Source organism: Roseateles microcysteis (assembly GCF_036880965.1).
In the GTDB taxonomy this organism is placed as follows: Bacteria; Pseudomonadota; Gammaproteobacteria; order Burkholderiales; family Burkholderiaceae_C; genus JAUASW01.
Window position 1 is genome coordinate 283,654 of the sequence record NZ_JBAJMV010000007.1, and the last position, 15,468, is coordinate 299,121.

The 15,468-nt window shown below is 65.5% G+C and carries 14 protein-coding genes; 2 read left to right on the forward strand and 12 right to left on the reverse strand.

All coding sequences use genetic code 11. The features are described from left to right. A complete protein-coding gene (locus tag V3596_RS19950) occupies positions 1-2,280 on the reverse strand; it encodes a TonB-dependent receptor (protein ID WP_334279585.1) in 2,280 nt (759 codons plus the stop codon). A 103-nt stretch (positions 2,281-2,383) separates the two neighbouring features. Next, entirely contained in the window at positions 2,384-3,091 is a 708-nt protein-coding gene (locus tag V3596_RS19955; protein ID WP_334279586.1) for an energy transducer TonB, read from the reverse strand. Between the two features lie 165 nt (positions 3,092-3,256). Here V3596_RS19955 and V3596_RS19960 point away from each other — a divergent pair, with 165 nt between their 5' ends. Further along, a complete protein-coding gene (locus V3596_RS19960; protein WP_334279587.1) occupies positions 3,257-3,613 on the forward strand; it encodes a phage holin family protein in 357 nt (118 codons plus the stop codon). An 8-nt stretch (positions 3,614-3,621) separates the two neighbouring features. Here the strand turns inward: V3596_RS19960 and V3596_RS19965 are convergent, their stop codons facing one another. Next, positions 3,622-5,202, reverse strand: coding sequence for a M48 family metalloprotease (locus V3596_RS19965; RefSeq protein WP_334279588.1), 1,581 nt, complete (start codon positions 5,200-5,202; stop codon positions 3,622-3,624). A gap of 67 nt (positions 5,203-5,269) precedes the next feature. Here V3596_RS19965 and moaC point away from each other — a divergent pair, with 67 nt between their 5' ends. Then, positions 5,270-5,752, forward strand: coding sequence for a cyclic pyranopterin monophosphate synthase MoaC (moaC, locus tag V3596_RS19970; protein WP_334279589.1), 483 nt, complete (start codon positions 5,270-5,272; stop codon positions 5,750-5,752). A 32-nt stretch (positions 5,753-5,784) separates the two neighbouring features. On the opposite strand, the gene V3596_RS19975 is transcribed toward moaC, so the two are convergent. The 9 genes from V3596_RS19975 to sucD all read right to left on the reverse strand — a co-directional run bounded on the left by V3596_RS19975 (position 5,785) and on the right by sucD (position 15,460). Further along, the gene (locus V3596_RS19975; protein WP_334279590.1) at positions 5,785-7,536 is read right to left on the reverse strand and encodes a PglL family O-oligosaccharyltransferase; all 1,752 of its coding nucleotides are present in this window, start codon (positions 7,534-7,536) and stop codon (positions 5,785-5,787) included. Between the two features lie 63 nt (positions 7,537-7,599). Continuing rightward, a complete protein-coding gene (locus tag V3596_RS19980; protein ID WP_334279591.1) occupies positions 7,600-9,207 on the reverse strand; it encodes a phosphoethanolamine transferase in 1,608 nt (535 codons plus the stop codon). Positions 9,208-9,475: 268 nt separating this feature from the next. Further along, positions 9,476-9,931 carry a pilin gene (locus tag V3596_RS19985; protein ID WP_334279592.1) on the reverse strand — a complete coding sequence of 152 codons (456 nt, stop codon included), beginning with the start codon at positions 9,929-9,931 and terminating at the stop codon, positions 9,476-9,478. Between the two features lie 266 nt (positions 9,932-10,197). Further along, positions 10,198-10,977: a 3',5'-cyclic-nucleotide phosphodiesterase gene (locus V3596_RS19990; RefSeq protein WP_334279593.1), complete on the reverse strand. Its 780-nt coding sequence runs from the start codon at positions 10,975-10,977 to the stop codon at positions 10,198-10,200. A gap of 155 nt (positions 10,978-11,132) precedes the next feature. Continuing rightward, positions 11,133-11,792, reverse strand: a complete 660-nt coding sequence (locus V3596_RS19995; protein WP_334279594.1) for an FHA domain-containing protein — start codon at positions 11,790-11,792, stop codon at positions 11,133-11,135. Between the two features lie 69 nt (positions 11,793-11,861). Next, positions 11,862-12,650 (reverse strand): Stp1/IreP family PP2C-type Ser/Thr phosphatase, encoded by a 789-nt coding sequence (locus V3596_RS20000; protein WP_334279595.1) that lies wholly within the window; start codon positions 12,648-12,650, stop codon positions 11,862-11,864. 47 nt (positions 12,651-12,697) lie between these two features. Then, complete coding sequence (locus V3596_RS20005) at positions 12,698-13,705, reverse strand: serine/threonine-protein kinase (protein WP_334279596.1); 1,008 nt, start codon at positions 13,703-13,705, stop codon at positions 12,698-12,700. 9 nt (positions 13,706-13,714) lie between these two features. After that, a complete protein-coding gene (locus V3596_RS20010; protein WP_334279597.1) occupies positions 13,715-14,440 on the reverse strand; it encodes a TerC family protein in 726 nt (241 codons plus the stop codon). Between the two features lie 126 nt (positions 14,441-14,566). Beyond that, positions 14,567-15,460, reverse strand: a complete 894-nt coding sequence (gene sucD / locus V3596_RS20015; RefSeq protein ID WP_334279598.1) for a succinate--CoA ligase subunit alpha — start codon at positions 15,458-15,460, stop codon at positions 14,567-14,569. Positions 15,461-15,468: the final 8 nt, after the last annotated feature.

Here is a 15,468-nt window from a genome sequence, read left to right on the forward strand (position 1 = left end):
TCAGAACTTGAAGCTCGCAGTCAGCTGCAGCAGGCGGCCAGCACCCGGAATGTAGTGGCCGGTATAGAGCGAATCGGCGTAGAGCTTGTTGGTCACATTGCTCAGGTTGGCCTTGAAGACCAGCTTCTCCTGCACCATCGTGTACTCGGCCATCAGGTCACCGGTGATGAACTTGTCGGCGTAGAAGCCCGGGTTGCGATTGGGCTGCTGAGCGCTGCGGGCGTTCAGGCCGCCGCCCAGGCGCAGCTGCGGCGTGATCTGGTAGGTGGTCCAGAAGGTGCCGGAGTACTGCGGCGTAAGCGATGGGCGGGAGCCCTGGCCTTCAGCGCCGGGCGCCGCGATGTCGATCTTGGCGACCGGCATCCACATGAAGGACGAGAACACTTCCCAGCCCGGCGCGAGGCGGCCGGTGAAGTCGACTTCGAAGCCGGCAGCATGACGCTTGCCCGACAGCGTGACCAGGTCGACCAGTGGGTCGGTATTGCGCTCGTGCAGCTTGGTCGAGCGGAACAGGGCCAGGCGGGTGGTGAAGTTGCCATCCGAGGAATCGAGCTTGGCACCGAGTTCGATATTGACCGACTGTTCCGGCGGCGTGTTCTGGTTCGAAGCGCCGAGCGAGTAGGCATCGCCCGAGGTGTTGAAGGACGTGGCGCCGCCGAAGTGGAAGGACATCAAGGCATTCGGCTGGAACAGCACGGCAGCGCGCTTGCTCCATTCAGAGACCTTCATGCGATAACTGGTCGTGGTGACCGGCGTGACTGCCGCATTGGGAATGCTGAAGGTGTTGTAGTCGCCCTTGAGCCAGTCGTAGCGCACGCCGGCCAGGACCTTCCATTGCGGTGCCAGCTGGATCAGGTCTTGCAGGTAGGCGCCGGCAGCGTTCGAGGTGTACTCGTTGGCGACGCGGAACTTGCGCAGGCTCTCGTCGATCGAGGCGCCGTCGCTCGGTTTGCCCACCGTGGTGCTCACCTTGGTCGGCGACACGCCGCCCTGGGCAGCACTCAGCGCACCATAGACCTGCTTCTCTTCCTTCGAGTAGTCGACCCCGGCCTGCAGCGCGTGGCCGACACCCAGGGCATCGAACTTCGAGCTGAAGTCGCTCTGGGCCGACAGCGTCTGCAGGTCTTGCACCTTCAGCTGCGTGCCGCGCGTGATGACGGTGTTAGGGCCGAATGTCTCCAGCGAAACGCCCAGGCGGTCAGGCTGCGAAGTCGCGCCTGCGAATCGCACGGTGCCGGCGCGCTGGTCGCGGGTGTAGTCGGCCTTGCGAATCTTGGTGGTGACTTCGGTCCTGGGCGAGAAGCGGTGCGTGTGGCTCAGAAGAGCCCAGGCGGCACTGCCGGCATTGCGGTCACTGGCCATGCCGTAGAAGGCGCTCGGGTCCACCGGAATCGTCGTGGTCTCGCTGGTCGGCGCACTCAGCGTCGGCCGGATCCAGGGCATGCCGTAGTTCATGCCGTTGTCGTTGTCGAGGTAGTACAGCGTGGCGGCGAACTCGTCGACTTCGCCGATACCCAGGCGGTAGGTCGCGGCCAGGCCACGCTTGTCCAGCGAGCTGCCGGCGCCGTTGTTGTCGGCCTTGGTGACCATGGCGCCAATGCGCAGGGCCTCGCCATCGCCGGTCTTCATGTTGAAGTCGCCGACGACGCGGGCGTACTCATGGCTGCCCAGGGTGACATCGATCTGGTTTTCATTCAGCAGGCGAGGGCTCTTGCTGACCTGGTTGACCGCGCCGCCGGTGGAGCCGCGGCCGAACAGCATCGAGGCTGAGCCGCGCAGCAGTTCCAGGCGGTCGTAGAAGAAGGTGTCGCGCTCGTAGAAGGCCGGGTCGCGCATGCCGTCGATGAACACGTCGCCGGTCGCTTGCAGCGGAAAACCGCGCAGGCGGATGTCTTCTTCGCCGCCTTCGGCCGCCATGAACGTGATGCCGGCGGTGTTCTTCAGCACGTCCTTCATCGTGTCGAGGTTGCGGTCGTCGATCAGCTTCTCGGTCACGACCGTGATCGACTGAGGAATGTCGCGCAGTTCCTGCTTGCCCTTGCCGATCTGGGTCTCGGTGGCTTGATAGTCTTCCTTGCCGCTCTTCTCCACTGTGGCCTTGGCACGCACCACGGGCAGCGTGGTTTCAGCTGGCGTGGCCGGTGCGCTCGCTGGCTTGGAAGGTGCAACCGGCGTCGTGGCCGTCTGGGCCAGGCTGGCCGAGGCCAGGCCGAAACCGGCGGCCAGCGCGCCCAGTGGCAGCAGCGCGTGCGGCATGGTCTTCTTGATCTTGTTGGACATGATGTCGGATCTCCTCAAATGAATTCAGGCAAAGCGCTGCCCATGGTCGCCACACGGGCGGCCTTGTCAGCGGTGGATCACTGGGTCTGAGTGCGGCGGCGACTCAGCGCACGAGTTCGTAGGACAGCGGGGCGACCACTTCCCATTCGATCGGCTGACCGTTCTCGGTCTGCGGCACGAAGCGGGCGCTGCGCATGTCCTGCAGCGCCTGCTGATCGAGGCGGTCGAAGCCGCTGGATTTTTTCAAGCTGATTTCGCGCGGACGCCCGTTCACATCGATGATCACGCGCAGGTAGACGATGCCCTGCTCACCCAGCCTGCGCGACAGCGTCGGCACCAGCAGCCGCGGCTCGTTCAGGTAGCGCACCGCGCCGGCAGGAATGGTCTTGATGGCCGGCAGCGCGGGCGGCTGCGTGGGCGCTGTAACGGCGGTGGGCGCAGTCACTTGCGGCTGGACCGGCGCCGGCGGCGGTGGCGCCACGGTCACTTGCGGCGTGACAGCCGGCGCGGTGATCTGCACCTCGGGCACGGGCACGATCAGGGCCGGAATCTGCATCTGCGGCAGCTGCGGCTGTGCCACCACGGCCACCTGCGGCTTGGGTAGCTCGCTGTCTGCAATCAGGCTGACCACGATGGGCTTGGCCTTCTGCACCACCTGGCTCACCAGCTCGTGCTGCAGCAATCCCCACAGGAAGAGCAGATGCAGCGCCAGCACGCCCAGGGCCAGGCGGCGGCGTGGTGCCTCGGCGTAAGGCGCAGTGCCTGGAATGGCGGCACCGAAGTTGGCAGAGAGTGCGAGGGTCTGACTCATCACAAGGGTCAAGCTGGGTCGCGAGCGCATCGACTGGCCTCGCGTTGCCGAAGCTTAACACAAATGCGAACGATTCCTATTGCCATTCATATCTTGTCGCTTCGCGTCGCTTTCCTGCTCCAGCTCCCGATGCCGAGTGCCCGGGCGCGCCTGTATGCTCGGGCCATGAAGACCCTTGTGCGATGGTTCCTACTTGCCACGGCGCTGCTGCTGCTGGCGCACCTCTACCCGGGCGTCGAGGTCAAGAGCTTCGTCTCGGCGCTGATTGCGGCCCTGGTGCTGGGCCTCTTGAATACGCTGCTGCGGCCCATCCTCGTGCTGCTGACCCTGCCGGTCACGGTGCTGAGCCTGGGTCTCTTCCTGTTCGTGATCAACGCGCTGATGTTCTGGGCTGCGGCCAATCTGCTGGAAGGCTTTGCTGTCAGCGGCTTCTGGGCGGCGCTGATCGGCTCGCTGATCTACAGCCTGTGCGGCATGGTGATCGACGTGGCGATGGAGCGCCTGTTCCCGGCGGTTGAATAGCCTGGCTGTCAGGGCCGCTCGGCACCCGGCGGCACGCCGCGCGGGTACATCTCGGCCAGCAACTGGCGCTGCTCGTAGATCAAGGTGCGCAGACGCGCATCGATGACCGATGCTTCGATCTGGTCGGAGTCGCGGCTCCTTGACTGGCGCAGGCCGGAGCGCAGGCGGTCGATGGCGCCGCCCAAGTCACCCACGGCAGCCCGCGCCTCACCCTGCGCGCGCACCGCGCGCAGCGGCTGGTTCAAGCGCTCCCACAACTGCGCCAGCTGATTCCAGGCAGTGGCATCGCGGTTGTTGACGGCGACATAGGTTTGCAAGCCATCGGCAGCATCACGCGCCGTGGCCAGGTCGGGATCGGTCATCCCGATCTTGGCCCGCTCCAGCAGCATCACGCGGCTGCGCTCGCCATCGAGCTGACCCAGCGCCGTGAGTGCAGCTTGCGGACGACCGCGCGCCACCGCCAGTTCAGCGGCGAGATAGTGCAAGGCGCGCAAGCCGCGTGAGTCGGACCCCAGGCGCGCCAGCTCAAAGTAGGCAGCGCCCAAGGCGGCCTCGGCGCGATCAAAGTTGCGCATCTTTATCGAGGCCAGGGCGCTTGCATAGCGAGCGCCCAGCTGCTCGAAGCTCTTGCCATCGACCGTGCGCGCGCCGGCATCGAGGTTCTGCAGCTGCGCCCAGGATTCGGCACGCGGGTCCATCAGCACGCGCGAGCGCGCAGCCATCAGCACATGCTCGGCCGCACTGCGCGGCCGCTCCCAGCTGCCGGTGCCCAGGCGGGCGCGGGCATCGCCGATGCGCTCGCTGGTCAGCGGGTGGGTGCGCAGATAGGGATAGGCGCCGGAATCGTTCAGGTGATTGGCCTGCTCGAGCCGCTCGAACATCGCGTACATGCCGGTGCCGGCATAGCCCGCTTCCGTCAGCACGCCGAAGCCGACGCGGTCGGCCTCGCGCTCCATGTCGCGCGAGAAATTGAGGGAGGCCTGCTGGGCCGCCGCCTGGCCGCCGACCATGGCCGCGTTGGCCACGTCCGCGCTGCCGCCCTTCACTGCCACCAGCAGGCCCGCCAGCATCGCTGCCGTGGCGAGCAGGCTGTTGCGAGATTCCTGCGCCACAGAGCGCGCGATATGCCGCTGCGTGACGTGCGACAACTCATGCGCCAGCACCGAGGCAAGTTCATCGCGGGTGCCGGTCATCGCGATCAGGCCCAGATGCACACCGACATAGCCGCCGGGCAGTGCAAAGGCATTGACGCTGCGGTCCCGCACCAGGAAGGGCTCCCACGCGAAGCGCTCCTTGACGTCCTCACCCAGGTTGCCGGTTCGGGTTGCTGCGCCGACCAGCGGCTGCCAGAGATTGCTGATGTATTCGAACAGCAGCGGATCGTCGAGGTAGTCCGGGTCGAGCTTGATCGAGCGCATCACCTGGTCGCCGATACGGCGCTCGTTGCTGATGCTGAATTCGTCCGAGACCGCGTCGCCCAGCGAGGGCAGGTTGACCTGAGCGTGCAAGCGGGTTTGCGGGCCCAGCATCAGCAGCGCGCTGAGGCAAGCCACGGCCAGGCGGCTGGGTCGGTTCAGGGAACGGGACATGGCATCGGCACCGGGGAGCAAGGCCCCTATCATGGCAGAGACTGTGTCTCCGGATTGTTTCCAACCCATGAACTCGCCTCTGACCCATTTCGACGCTCAAGGCCAGGCCCATATGGTCGATGTGGCCGCCAAAGCCGAGACCCACCGGGTCGCGGTGGCGGCCGGCCGCATTCGCATGCTGCCGGCCACGCTGACGCTGATCCAGAGCGGCACGGCCAAGAAGGGCGACGTGCTGGGCGTGGCGCGCATCGCGGCCATCCAGGCAGCCAAGCGCACGGCAGAGCTGATTCCCCTGTGCCACCCATTGCCCATCACCCGCGTGGCCGTCGATTTCGAGATCGATGAACAAGCCCATGCCGTGAACTGCCGTGCCCAGGTCGAAACGCTGGGCCGCACCGGCGTCGAGATGGAAGCGCTCACCGCCGTGCACATCGGCCTGCTCACCATCTACGACATGTGCAAGGCCGCCGACCGCGGCATGGTCATGGAGCAGATTCGGGTGCTGGAGAAGCAGGGCGGCAAGTCAGGCGAGTGGCGCGCCGAGGTGTAGGCCCCGGCGCAGGCACACACACACTCGAGCGCTCAGCGCATTTCCTTGAAGCTGTAGACGCGGCTCGGTGGGTCGCACTGGAAGGGTCGCGCCGCCCCTTCGGCCAACGGCGCGGCGCACTCGGCCAGCCATTCCTCTGCCTGGGCATTGCGGAATTCTTTCAGGCGCTGCACCAGATAGCGGGCCCGGTCGTCGTCGCCGGTCGCATGCAGTGCCTGCGCCCAGGCCATCATCAGGCGCACATCGATCAGGTTATGCCCAGTGCGCCTGGCCGCATCCAGCGAAGCTTCGCTGACACCCAGGCTCGTTGCTGCCGCGTACTCGGCCTGAGGCGCGAAAAACAGGCTGGCCTGCCCGTCAGCTATGCGCTGCTGCAGCGGGCCGGCGTTTTCGGCCGGCGCATAGATGGCCACCACGGAGCGGTAGTCACGCAATGCAACAGCGCTCCCGAACACCATCAGCAGGCCGCCAAGCAAGAGTACATGGCTGCTGCGCGAGCCCTGTGACGACATGCTCGCCGGTGCCTGGGCAGGCATCAGGCACAGGCCGAAGGCATAGGCTGTCGGAAGCAGAAAGTAGGCATACCAGAGCGGGTACTCCAGCAGGCTGTGCAGGCCGATCATCAAGACCAGCATGAAGGCGCAACGCAGCATCGCCCCCTGCTCCCCGTGCTGGCGCTGCCCCGCCGCGAAGGCCCGCCAAAGCGACCAGAGCAGCAAGCCGAGCACTGCGCAAGCCAGCGGCACGCCCAGCTCGACGAGCAACTGCATCACCAGGTTGTGCGTGTGATCGAAAAAGGCGATCGGACGGTCCGGGAACGGCGTCATCGTCCAGGCGAGATTGAACTCGCCCCAGCCCACGCCAGTGAGCGGATAGGCCAGCACCAGCGACCAGGCATTGCGCAACACGCCCAGGCGCGAGGGCGAGCCGGCACCTTCGGCGAGGCGCGACTCGGCGCCAAAGGCGTGGCCACCCGCATGGGCCCAGGCGGCCACCAGCTCCCAGCTGGCCCACAGCATCAAGGGCGTGAGCAGCAGGGCGATGCGGCTGGTGCGGCTCAGCTTGCCGTCCAGCCAGTCCAGCAAACCCCAGAGTGCCAGCAGGCCGACGCCGATCATGCCGGTGCGGGAGGCCGTCAGCACCACGCAGAACACGAATGCGAAGAGAACCAGGGGCAGAAGCACCATGCGCGAGCGGCGCCAGCTGCCATATCGTTCAGACAGGAACATGGCCGCGATGCAGGCCCACAGCAGCAGGCTGGCCAGATGGTTGGGCTGGCGCATATTGCCGACGGCACGGCCGGCAATGCCCGAGCGCGCGATCCAGCTGCCGTCCGCCCATTGCGGCGCGAACACCTGCACCAGTGACACCCCGACGCTGGCCAGGCCCGCCAGAAGCAGCGCCCAGGCCAGGCCCTCAAAGGCCCGCACCCTCAGTTCAGCGCTGGTGCCCGCCGCCGCCAGCAGGACCAGCAGCGCCGCGCCTACCAGGCCAAGTCCGCTCAGGGCCAGCGAGCTTGGCAAGCCGGTCCAGAACGGTGACGCGACGATGGCCGCCATCAGCAGGAACAAGGCCCAGCCCGCTGCCGGCATGCGCCTTGCCAGGCGCTGCCCATTGGCCGCCAGCAGCGCCAGCACCACACCCCAGGCGGCCAGCGAAGCCAGCTGATTGAACAGCGTGGCGGAAGGAGTGAGGTTGTAGGCCAGCAGGGGCGGGACGGCAGCGGCCAGCAAGATGACCAGCGCAGCCGGGTTCAAGGCATCAGGGCGTGTCGACGGTTGCATCCGGATCGCTTCAGCTCGGGGCGAAATGCTGAACTGTAGCGGCTGGTGCGGCATCACCATTGCCTATGGAACAAGCGGCTGGCTGTCGCACTGCTTGCCCGCCAGATCCTTGTCAAAGTCGCCGAAATGGGTCACCAGGCGGCGCGCGCCGGATCCAGTCGCCAGGCCCAGGTCGGTGTGGGCATGCGGCGCGGCAATGTCAAAACCGGCAAGGCCCGTCAGGGTGGGGAAGACTGCCATCGCACTGACGGGCTCATGGCGGCGGCGCTCGAGCAGTTCCTTGCTGCCGGGCCGGTCGCGCTGCCAACGCTCAGACAACCACAGGAACATCGGCACACGGTAATTGACTGCAGCGGCAAAGCCATGCCCCGCCCGCTTGCAATTGCCGTCGTGGAGTGCCTCGCCGTGGTCGGCCGCATACATCAGGCTTGCGTGACCGCCGGTGCGCGCCAGCAGCTCGATTGCCGCGTCGAGCACATGGTCGGTGTAGAGCACGCTGTTGTCGTAGGCATTGCGCATCTCCTCAACTTGCACGGGCCGCCAGATGTCGGGATTGTCCTGGTGAGACAAGGCCGGCTTGAACAGCTCAAAGGACAGTGGGTAGCGATGCGCGTAGTTCATGTGGCTACCTAGCGTGTGCAGCACTATGAACTGCTTGTCCTCGCCCTTGGCCAGGATTTTCTGCAGCAGGGGGAGCAGATCGCCATCCAGTGCACCAGCACCACGGTAGTCGACACCGTTCACGAAGTGCTGCTCATCGGCTTCTCGAGCCAGCACCGAGATCGGTGTTTCATGCGCACCCGCTGCGCCTTGCGTGCTGAGCCAGTAGGTCTTGAAGCCCGCCTGCTTGAAGGCACTCACCACGGAGGCCTCGCTGGGTGGCGACAGCATCTGCTCTGGCGGGCGACGGGTAAGCATCAAGGGCACGGCCTCGCGCGTCGCGGAGGCGCCGCTGACGGCATCGTTAAATTTCACGATGCCGGCACGTGCAGACAGCCTGGGCGTTGTGGCACGAGCGGCGCCGAACAGGTGCCAGCGATCCGGCCGGCCTGTTTCGCCGATGACGAGCACCACCAGCTGCCGCTGCGAGCTCTCCTGACCCGATCGCCAGCGAACGCCGAAGTCATGACGCGCTGCGGCTTCGCGGTGGGCCGCCAAGGCCTGCTGGTGCTCCCGGAAGTGCTGCCAACGCATCGGCAAACCCCAAGGAAAGCTTCGCTGCAAGTCCGGCACCAAGCCCGGGTTGAAGGTTGAAAGCGAATGCTGCAGATAGCTGTTGGGAAGCGCCGGCCTGATTGCCGTGTCTACCCTGTCGCTCGCCATGTCCAGGACGGCAAACAGCAACATCAGCATCATGCTGCCGCCCGTCAAAAGGAGGCGGGAGCGTCCCCGCCAGTACATGTCAGCTCGATGGATCTGCCGGGCTGTCCAGGCGAGCGCTGCAAGCAGCAAGACCAGCCCAACCACCAGCGGCACTACCCACGGGCCCAGCCAGCTGGAAGCCTCGGCGCCATCCGTGTCAGCAATCACACCGTACACGTGCGGGCCAGAGGGCAATCGGTACTGCAACAGGTAGAAGAACTCGAAAGGTGCGAGCGCGGCCGCGGGCACCAGGACCCACAGCGCCCGACGAAGCCTGCCACACAGCCCAAGCAAGAGGGCCAGCAGCAATCCATGCAGCAGCAAGGGCATCAATGCCATCCGCAAGGGCTTTTCGCGGCGGCCTGTCAAGACAAACCAGGAATCCAACAGGACCGGGATGCTTAGGAGCAGCAAGAGCGCTGCCAGCAGCACTGCGGCAAGAGCGCGCGTTGCGCTCGGCGGAAGCCGCAAATCGTGGTGGGCAAGATCCATGGCGATGAAGAGACGCTGAAACGAGAAAAGGGGCCGAAGCCCCCTCCCGGTTCGAACAGCTTGCGCTGCCGAGATCTATGTCAGCTTAGGTGGTCGCAGAAGCCGCGTTGTTCTTCTTCAGCGCGTTCACGACGGCCTCAGGCAGTTCGGCGGAACCTTCGATCTTCCAGAGGACGGCCGCTCCACCCAGGCTCGGCTCCAGCGTGATCGAACCAGCGGCGGAGTTGCCCATGGCGTTGGCCGGAACAGTAGCGGTGATCTTGGCGGTGGTGGCATCGACAGAGATGGCGCTGACCAGCGGCGTGGCGGTCCACGAAGGAATGCCGGCGGCTGCGTCATTGCAGGCAGCCAGCGTGCCCTTTTCCTGGGCGCAGATCGTGACTGCAGTCTTGACCGAATTCAGGCTGGCCAGGGCCGATGCGGCCTTGGACTTGGCCGTGTAGTCCTTGTACTGGGGAATGGCCACGGCGGCCAGGATGCCGATGATCGCAACGACGATCATCAGTTCGATCAGGGTGAAACCTTGTTGGATACGCTTCATGAGGAACTCCTACAGCAGGGATTGAGGGGTAGAGACACTCCCAATGAATGCAGTTGCCGTGCCAGCCCCATGTCGGCCTGGATTCGTGAGCCTGGTCACGAACCGCCGCTTTCGCCGAGCCACGGGCTGACGGAAATTGTCATCAGCGCTGCCGCATTTGGGCTCACGGCACGTCAGCTGACATTTTTTGTCAGCCTGCAGGGCCCGGCTCTGAAATGAAAACGGCCGCCAGATCGGCGGCCGCGAGGCAGTTGGACCGAGGGTAATCACCAGGTCATCAACTGACCTGCGCTCAGGGCCCGGATGTGGTGAGGGCTTGCCTGAGCGCCGATCTCGCTCATCACGGCGTCCAGCTCGCCGGGCTTGATATGCGTGATGTGCACTTCGACGCTGCCGGCCAGCTGCGCCAGCTCGCGGCCCAGCTCCTGCGGGCAGAGATGCTGGCTGATGCGGGCCAGCTCGGATTCGTCGTCGCCGAAGGCGGTCTCGATCACCAGGTGCGCCAGCTTCATGGTGGCCAGGCGCTTCCACAGGGCCGCGTTGGGGCCGGTGTCGCCAGTAAAGACCCAATGGCTGCCCGACCCGTTGTCGACCGCAAAGCCGCAGGCCGGCACCGTGTGCTCGGCCTTCAGCACTTCGACCTCGCGGCCGGGGCCCAGGGTCAGCCGCTCGCCGATCTGGAAGGGATGAAAGCTCAGGACCGGCGCGTCGGGGCTGGGCAGGCGGCTGAAGTCAGGCCAGATCACGCCGTTGAAAATGTGACGGCGCAGCGCCTCGATGGTCTCGGGCAAGGCATGGACCTGAATCGGCGGCCGCCCGGCCTGGGCGCGCAGGCGCAGCACCGTGTCGGCCAGCAGGCCGATGGCCAGCACATGGTCCAGGTGCGAATGGCTGATCAGGATGTGGTCGATGCCGGCCAGCTCCTGCACCGTGAGGTCGCCCACGCCGGTGCCGGCGTCGATCAGGACGTCATCGTCAAGCAGGAAGGCTGTGGTCTTGTAACCAGCAGCGATGGCGCCGGAGCAGCCGAGAACGCGAATAGTCATGGATGAGGCTTGCGAGCTCCGCGTCCAGGGATTGGCACACGGGCAACAGGCCTTGAATTTACGCGCTGCAAGCGGCGCCGCCCACGCCCTAGTTCACACCGAATGAGCTGATGAACGAGGGCCGCGCGGTGCGGCACCCGCTCACGTGACTTGCTTCACGCGCTCTGGACGAACTGCATCCGGGTGCCGGCCAGCTCGATCACGTCGCCGCTTCGCAGCGCCACGGACTCGGCGGTCAGCGGTGCGCCATTGACGCTGGGGCGCTGGGCGCCTTCCACATGGGCGAACACATAGCCCGACGGACGCTTGGTGATCGACGCCACCTGCACGCCGGGCTTGCCCACCGTGGTGACGACCTTGGTCAGGCTGACTTCACGGCCGGCAGCCGCGCCAGTCAGCACCTTGATCACCGCCGGCACGGTACTGCTGGCCGGGGCCGACAGAGCGCCGAAGCTGGACGGCAGGCCGAAGCCGGTGGGCGCGTTCGCTCCCGGCTTCAGGATCATGGTCTTTTCGTAGTCGGCGCTGTCTTCGACCAGGTACTTGATCTTGTACTTGCCCACTTCGACGATGTCGTTGTTGGCCAGCAGCTGCTTCTTGATCGCCTTGCCGTTGATGTAGGTGCCGTTGGTCGAATTGAGGTCTTCGATGAAGACATCCGCACCCACCATCTGCAACACCGCATGCTCGCCGCTGACGGCGAGGTTGTCGATGACGATGTCGTTGTAGGGCCGACGCCCAAGCGTGGTCTTGTCCTTGGTGATCTGCACCTCCTTGATCACCACTCCGTCGAGCGAAACAACCAGCTTGCCCATTGTTGACCCCATAGTTATCTGCGGCGGACCGACGCCATTGCAGGGATGCTGCTACCGAAGCGCGAGACTTCAGCGTCGGCCAAATGGCCACCAGGTACGACCCGAGGGCCGAGCCCGGCCTTCGGCGCGGACCAAAACGACCGCAATATTATCCTTGCCGCCCATGTCATTGGCGGCATCGATCAGTGCCTGCGCCGCTTCCGACAGAGAAGGGTGGCTAATCAACAACTGTGCCAGCGCATCGTCGTCGAGCATATCGGACAGACCGTCCGAGCACATCAGGTAAACATCACCTGGTTGCACTTCATGCTGGTGCAGCTCCAGCATCACCGCATCTTCGACGCCGACGGCCCGGGTGACCAGATTCTTGTTGCTGGAGAAGACCGCCTCTTCGGGGGTCAGCAGGCCGGCATCGAGCTGCTCCTGCAGCAAGGAATGGTCGCGGGTGATCTGGCTGAACTGGCCATTGCGCAGGCGGTAGGCACGCGAATCGCCGACATGGCCCAGCAGCAGGCCCTCCTCGCGGAACACCGCCAGCACCAGGGTGGTGCCCATGCCGGCATAACGCGGGTTGGTATTGGCGGCATTGAAGATGGCGCGGTTGGCGTTGTCCACGCAGATGTCCATCGCGCGGCGCACATCGGTCGGCGCCACGCTGCTGCCCGATTCCTTCAGCCAGCGGCCCAGCTCGGCCTTGATGAAGGAGGTCAGCATGGAGCTGGCCACCTCACCGGCGTTGTAGCCGCCCATGCCGTCAGCCAGCACCGCCAGGCCCACGGCCTCGTCCATGGCCACCGAATCCTCGTTGTTGTCGCGCGCGCGGCCGACGTCAGTGGCGCTGAAGAACTCCAGGGTCATGGGCGTGAGCGGGCGCGGGTTGAGGTGAGATTGAGAATCGGCAAAGTTCAGGGATTCTGCCCTGGATCGGTCACATTCAGGCGCTGCGTTTGTGCGAAAGGATCCACGGTTTGCGCCGCGGCTTGCACTGAAGCAGGCTCGGCGACGGGCTCGGCTGGCAACTGCGGGAGTACCGCTTCCAGGTCCTGCGCCAGCTGCTCACCGCTGGCATAGCGCAGCTCGGGCCGCTTCTCGAGCGCCAAGGCCAGCACCAGGGCCAGCGACTCGGGCAGCTCCTTGCGGTGGTGGCGGGCGTCGGGGGCCGGCTCGTTGGCGATCCGGTACATCAGCTTGGCCATCGACTCCGACTGATGCGGCAGCTGGCCGGTCAGGAGCTGATAAAGCAGGGCACCGAGCGAATAGAGGTCGCTGCGGCCATCGACCTTCAGGCCCGCCAGCTGCTCTGGCGACATGAAGGACGGCGTTCCCAGCACCAGGCCGGTCCGGGTGCGGCTGCCGTCGGCAATGCGGGCGATGCCGAAATCCATGATCTTCACGGCCGCGCTGGCGCGGTCCAGCATCACGTTGGCAGGCTTGATGTCGCGGTGCACCACGCCCTGGCTGTGGGCATAGGCCAGCGCACGGGCCAGGCGAATGCCCAGCTCCACGGTCTCGCGCAGGGGCAGCAGGTGGCCGGCGCGGGTGAAGTGGCTCAGGTCCTCGCCCGAGACCAGCTCCATGGCGATGAAGGCGTCCTGCTCGGCCTCGCCGGCATCGATTACCCGCAGGATGTCGGGATGCTGCAGATGGCCGGCGGCGCGGGCCTCGCGCATGAAGCGCTGGCGCACCTCGGCCAGGTCTTCGGAGGCGAACTCGCGCTGCAGTGCCAGGCGCTTGATGGCCAACGTCTCGCCGCTTTGCTTGTCGGTGGCGCGGTAGACGACGGCCATTGCGCCGCGGCCTATCTCCTCGCCAATCTCGTAGCGCTGCAAGCCGGCCGGGGCGGCGCGCTCGGCTTCGCTGGCCTCGTTGCCAGCACCGCCCAATACGCGTTTCCAGAATCCGCCTCCGCTCATGCCCGCTCCCTAGGACTTGCGCCGCGCCAGCAGCTTACCAACCAACAGCACCAGCAGCGCGCCACCCACCGCACAAGCGTAGTGGAGGGCCGGCAGCACATCGGGTGCGCCGCCAGGCTTGGCCGCTGGCACGGTGGGCACCCAGGCCAGCAAGGCCGGATCGTCGATGGCCATACCACCAGCGATCCAGCCCAGCAGCATGCCGCCCAGCGTGATCACGAAAGGGAAGCGGTCCATCAGCTTGATCACCAGCTGGCTGCCGCCCACGATGATGGGAATGGACACCAGCAGGCCGAAGATCACCAGCGGCATCTGATGCTCGCCGCCGGCGCTTTCGGCCGCGCCGGCAATGGCCACGACATTGTCCAGGCTCATCACGAAGTCGGCCACGATGACGGTCTTGACGGCCGACCAGAGCTTGTCGCTGGCCTCGATGCCGGCATGCTCGTCATCGTCTTCGGGCACCAGCAGCTTGATGCCTATCCACAGCAGCAGCGCCGCGCCGATCAGCTTGAGGAAGGCGATCTTCAGCAGCGTCAGCGCAAAGAAGATCAGCACCACGCGCAGCAGGATCGCGCCGACGGTGCCCCAAAGGATGCCCTTGCGCCGCTGCGCATCCGGCAGCTTGCGGCAGGCCAGCGCAATCACCACGGCGTTGTCGCCACCCAGGAGGATGTCGATCATGATGATCTGGCCGACTGCCAGCCAGAACTCGGGGCTCAGGAAGTTGTCCATTGCTGATTCGTGTTTTGCCGGGCAACCCAGGTGCGGCCCACTATAGCGAAGGCCTCGCTGGATACCGGCAGAAAAGAGAAAGGGGCCTTGCGGCCCCCTCGGTCTTGGCTGGTGCCAGAGCTTGCCTTACAGCAGGCCCTTGAGCAGCTTGCCCATCTCGGACGGATTGCGCGTGACCGTGAAGCCGCACTCTTCCATGATGGCGAGCTTGGCATCTGCCGTGTCGGCGCCGCCCGAGATCAGCGCGCCGGCGTGGCCCATGCGCTTGCCCGGAGGGGCGGTGACGCCAGCGATGAAGCCGACGACCGGCTTCTTCATGTTCAGCTTGCACCAACGGGCGGCCTCCGCCTCGTCCGGGCCGCCGATTTCGCCGATCATGATGACGGCGTCGGTGTCCGGATCGTCGTTGAAGGCCTTCATCACGTCGATGTGCTTCAGACCATTGATCGGGTCGCCACCGATGCCGACGGCCGACGATTGGCCCAGACCGATTTCGGTCAGCTGTGCCACGGCTTCATAGGTCAGCGTTCCCGAGCGCGAGACCACGCCGATGCGGCCCTTGCGGTGGATGTGGCCAGGCATGATGCCGATCTTGATTTCATCGGGCGTGATCAGGCCGGGGCAGTTGGGGCCCAGCAGCAGCGTGCGCTTGCCGCCGGCGGCTTCCTTGGCCTTCATCTTGTTGCGCACTTCCAGCATGTCCTTGACCGGGATGCCTTCGGTGATGCAGATGGCCAGGTCCAGGTCGGCTTCAACAGCTTCCCAGATCGCGGCAGCGGCGCCAGCGGGCGGCACGTAGATCACGGAAACGGTGGCGCCGGTCTGGCCGGCAGCTTCCTTGACGGTGGCGAAGATTGGGATGTCCGAGAACTTCTCGCCCGCCTTCTTGGGGTTCACGCCGGCGACGAAGGCGTTCTTGCCGTTCGCGTAGGCCTGGCAGCCCAGGGTGTGGAACTGACCGGTCTTGCCCGTGATGCCCTGGGTGATGACCTTGGTGTCTTTGTTGATGTAGATCGACATGGTTTCTT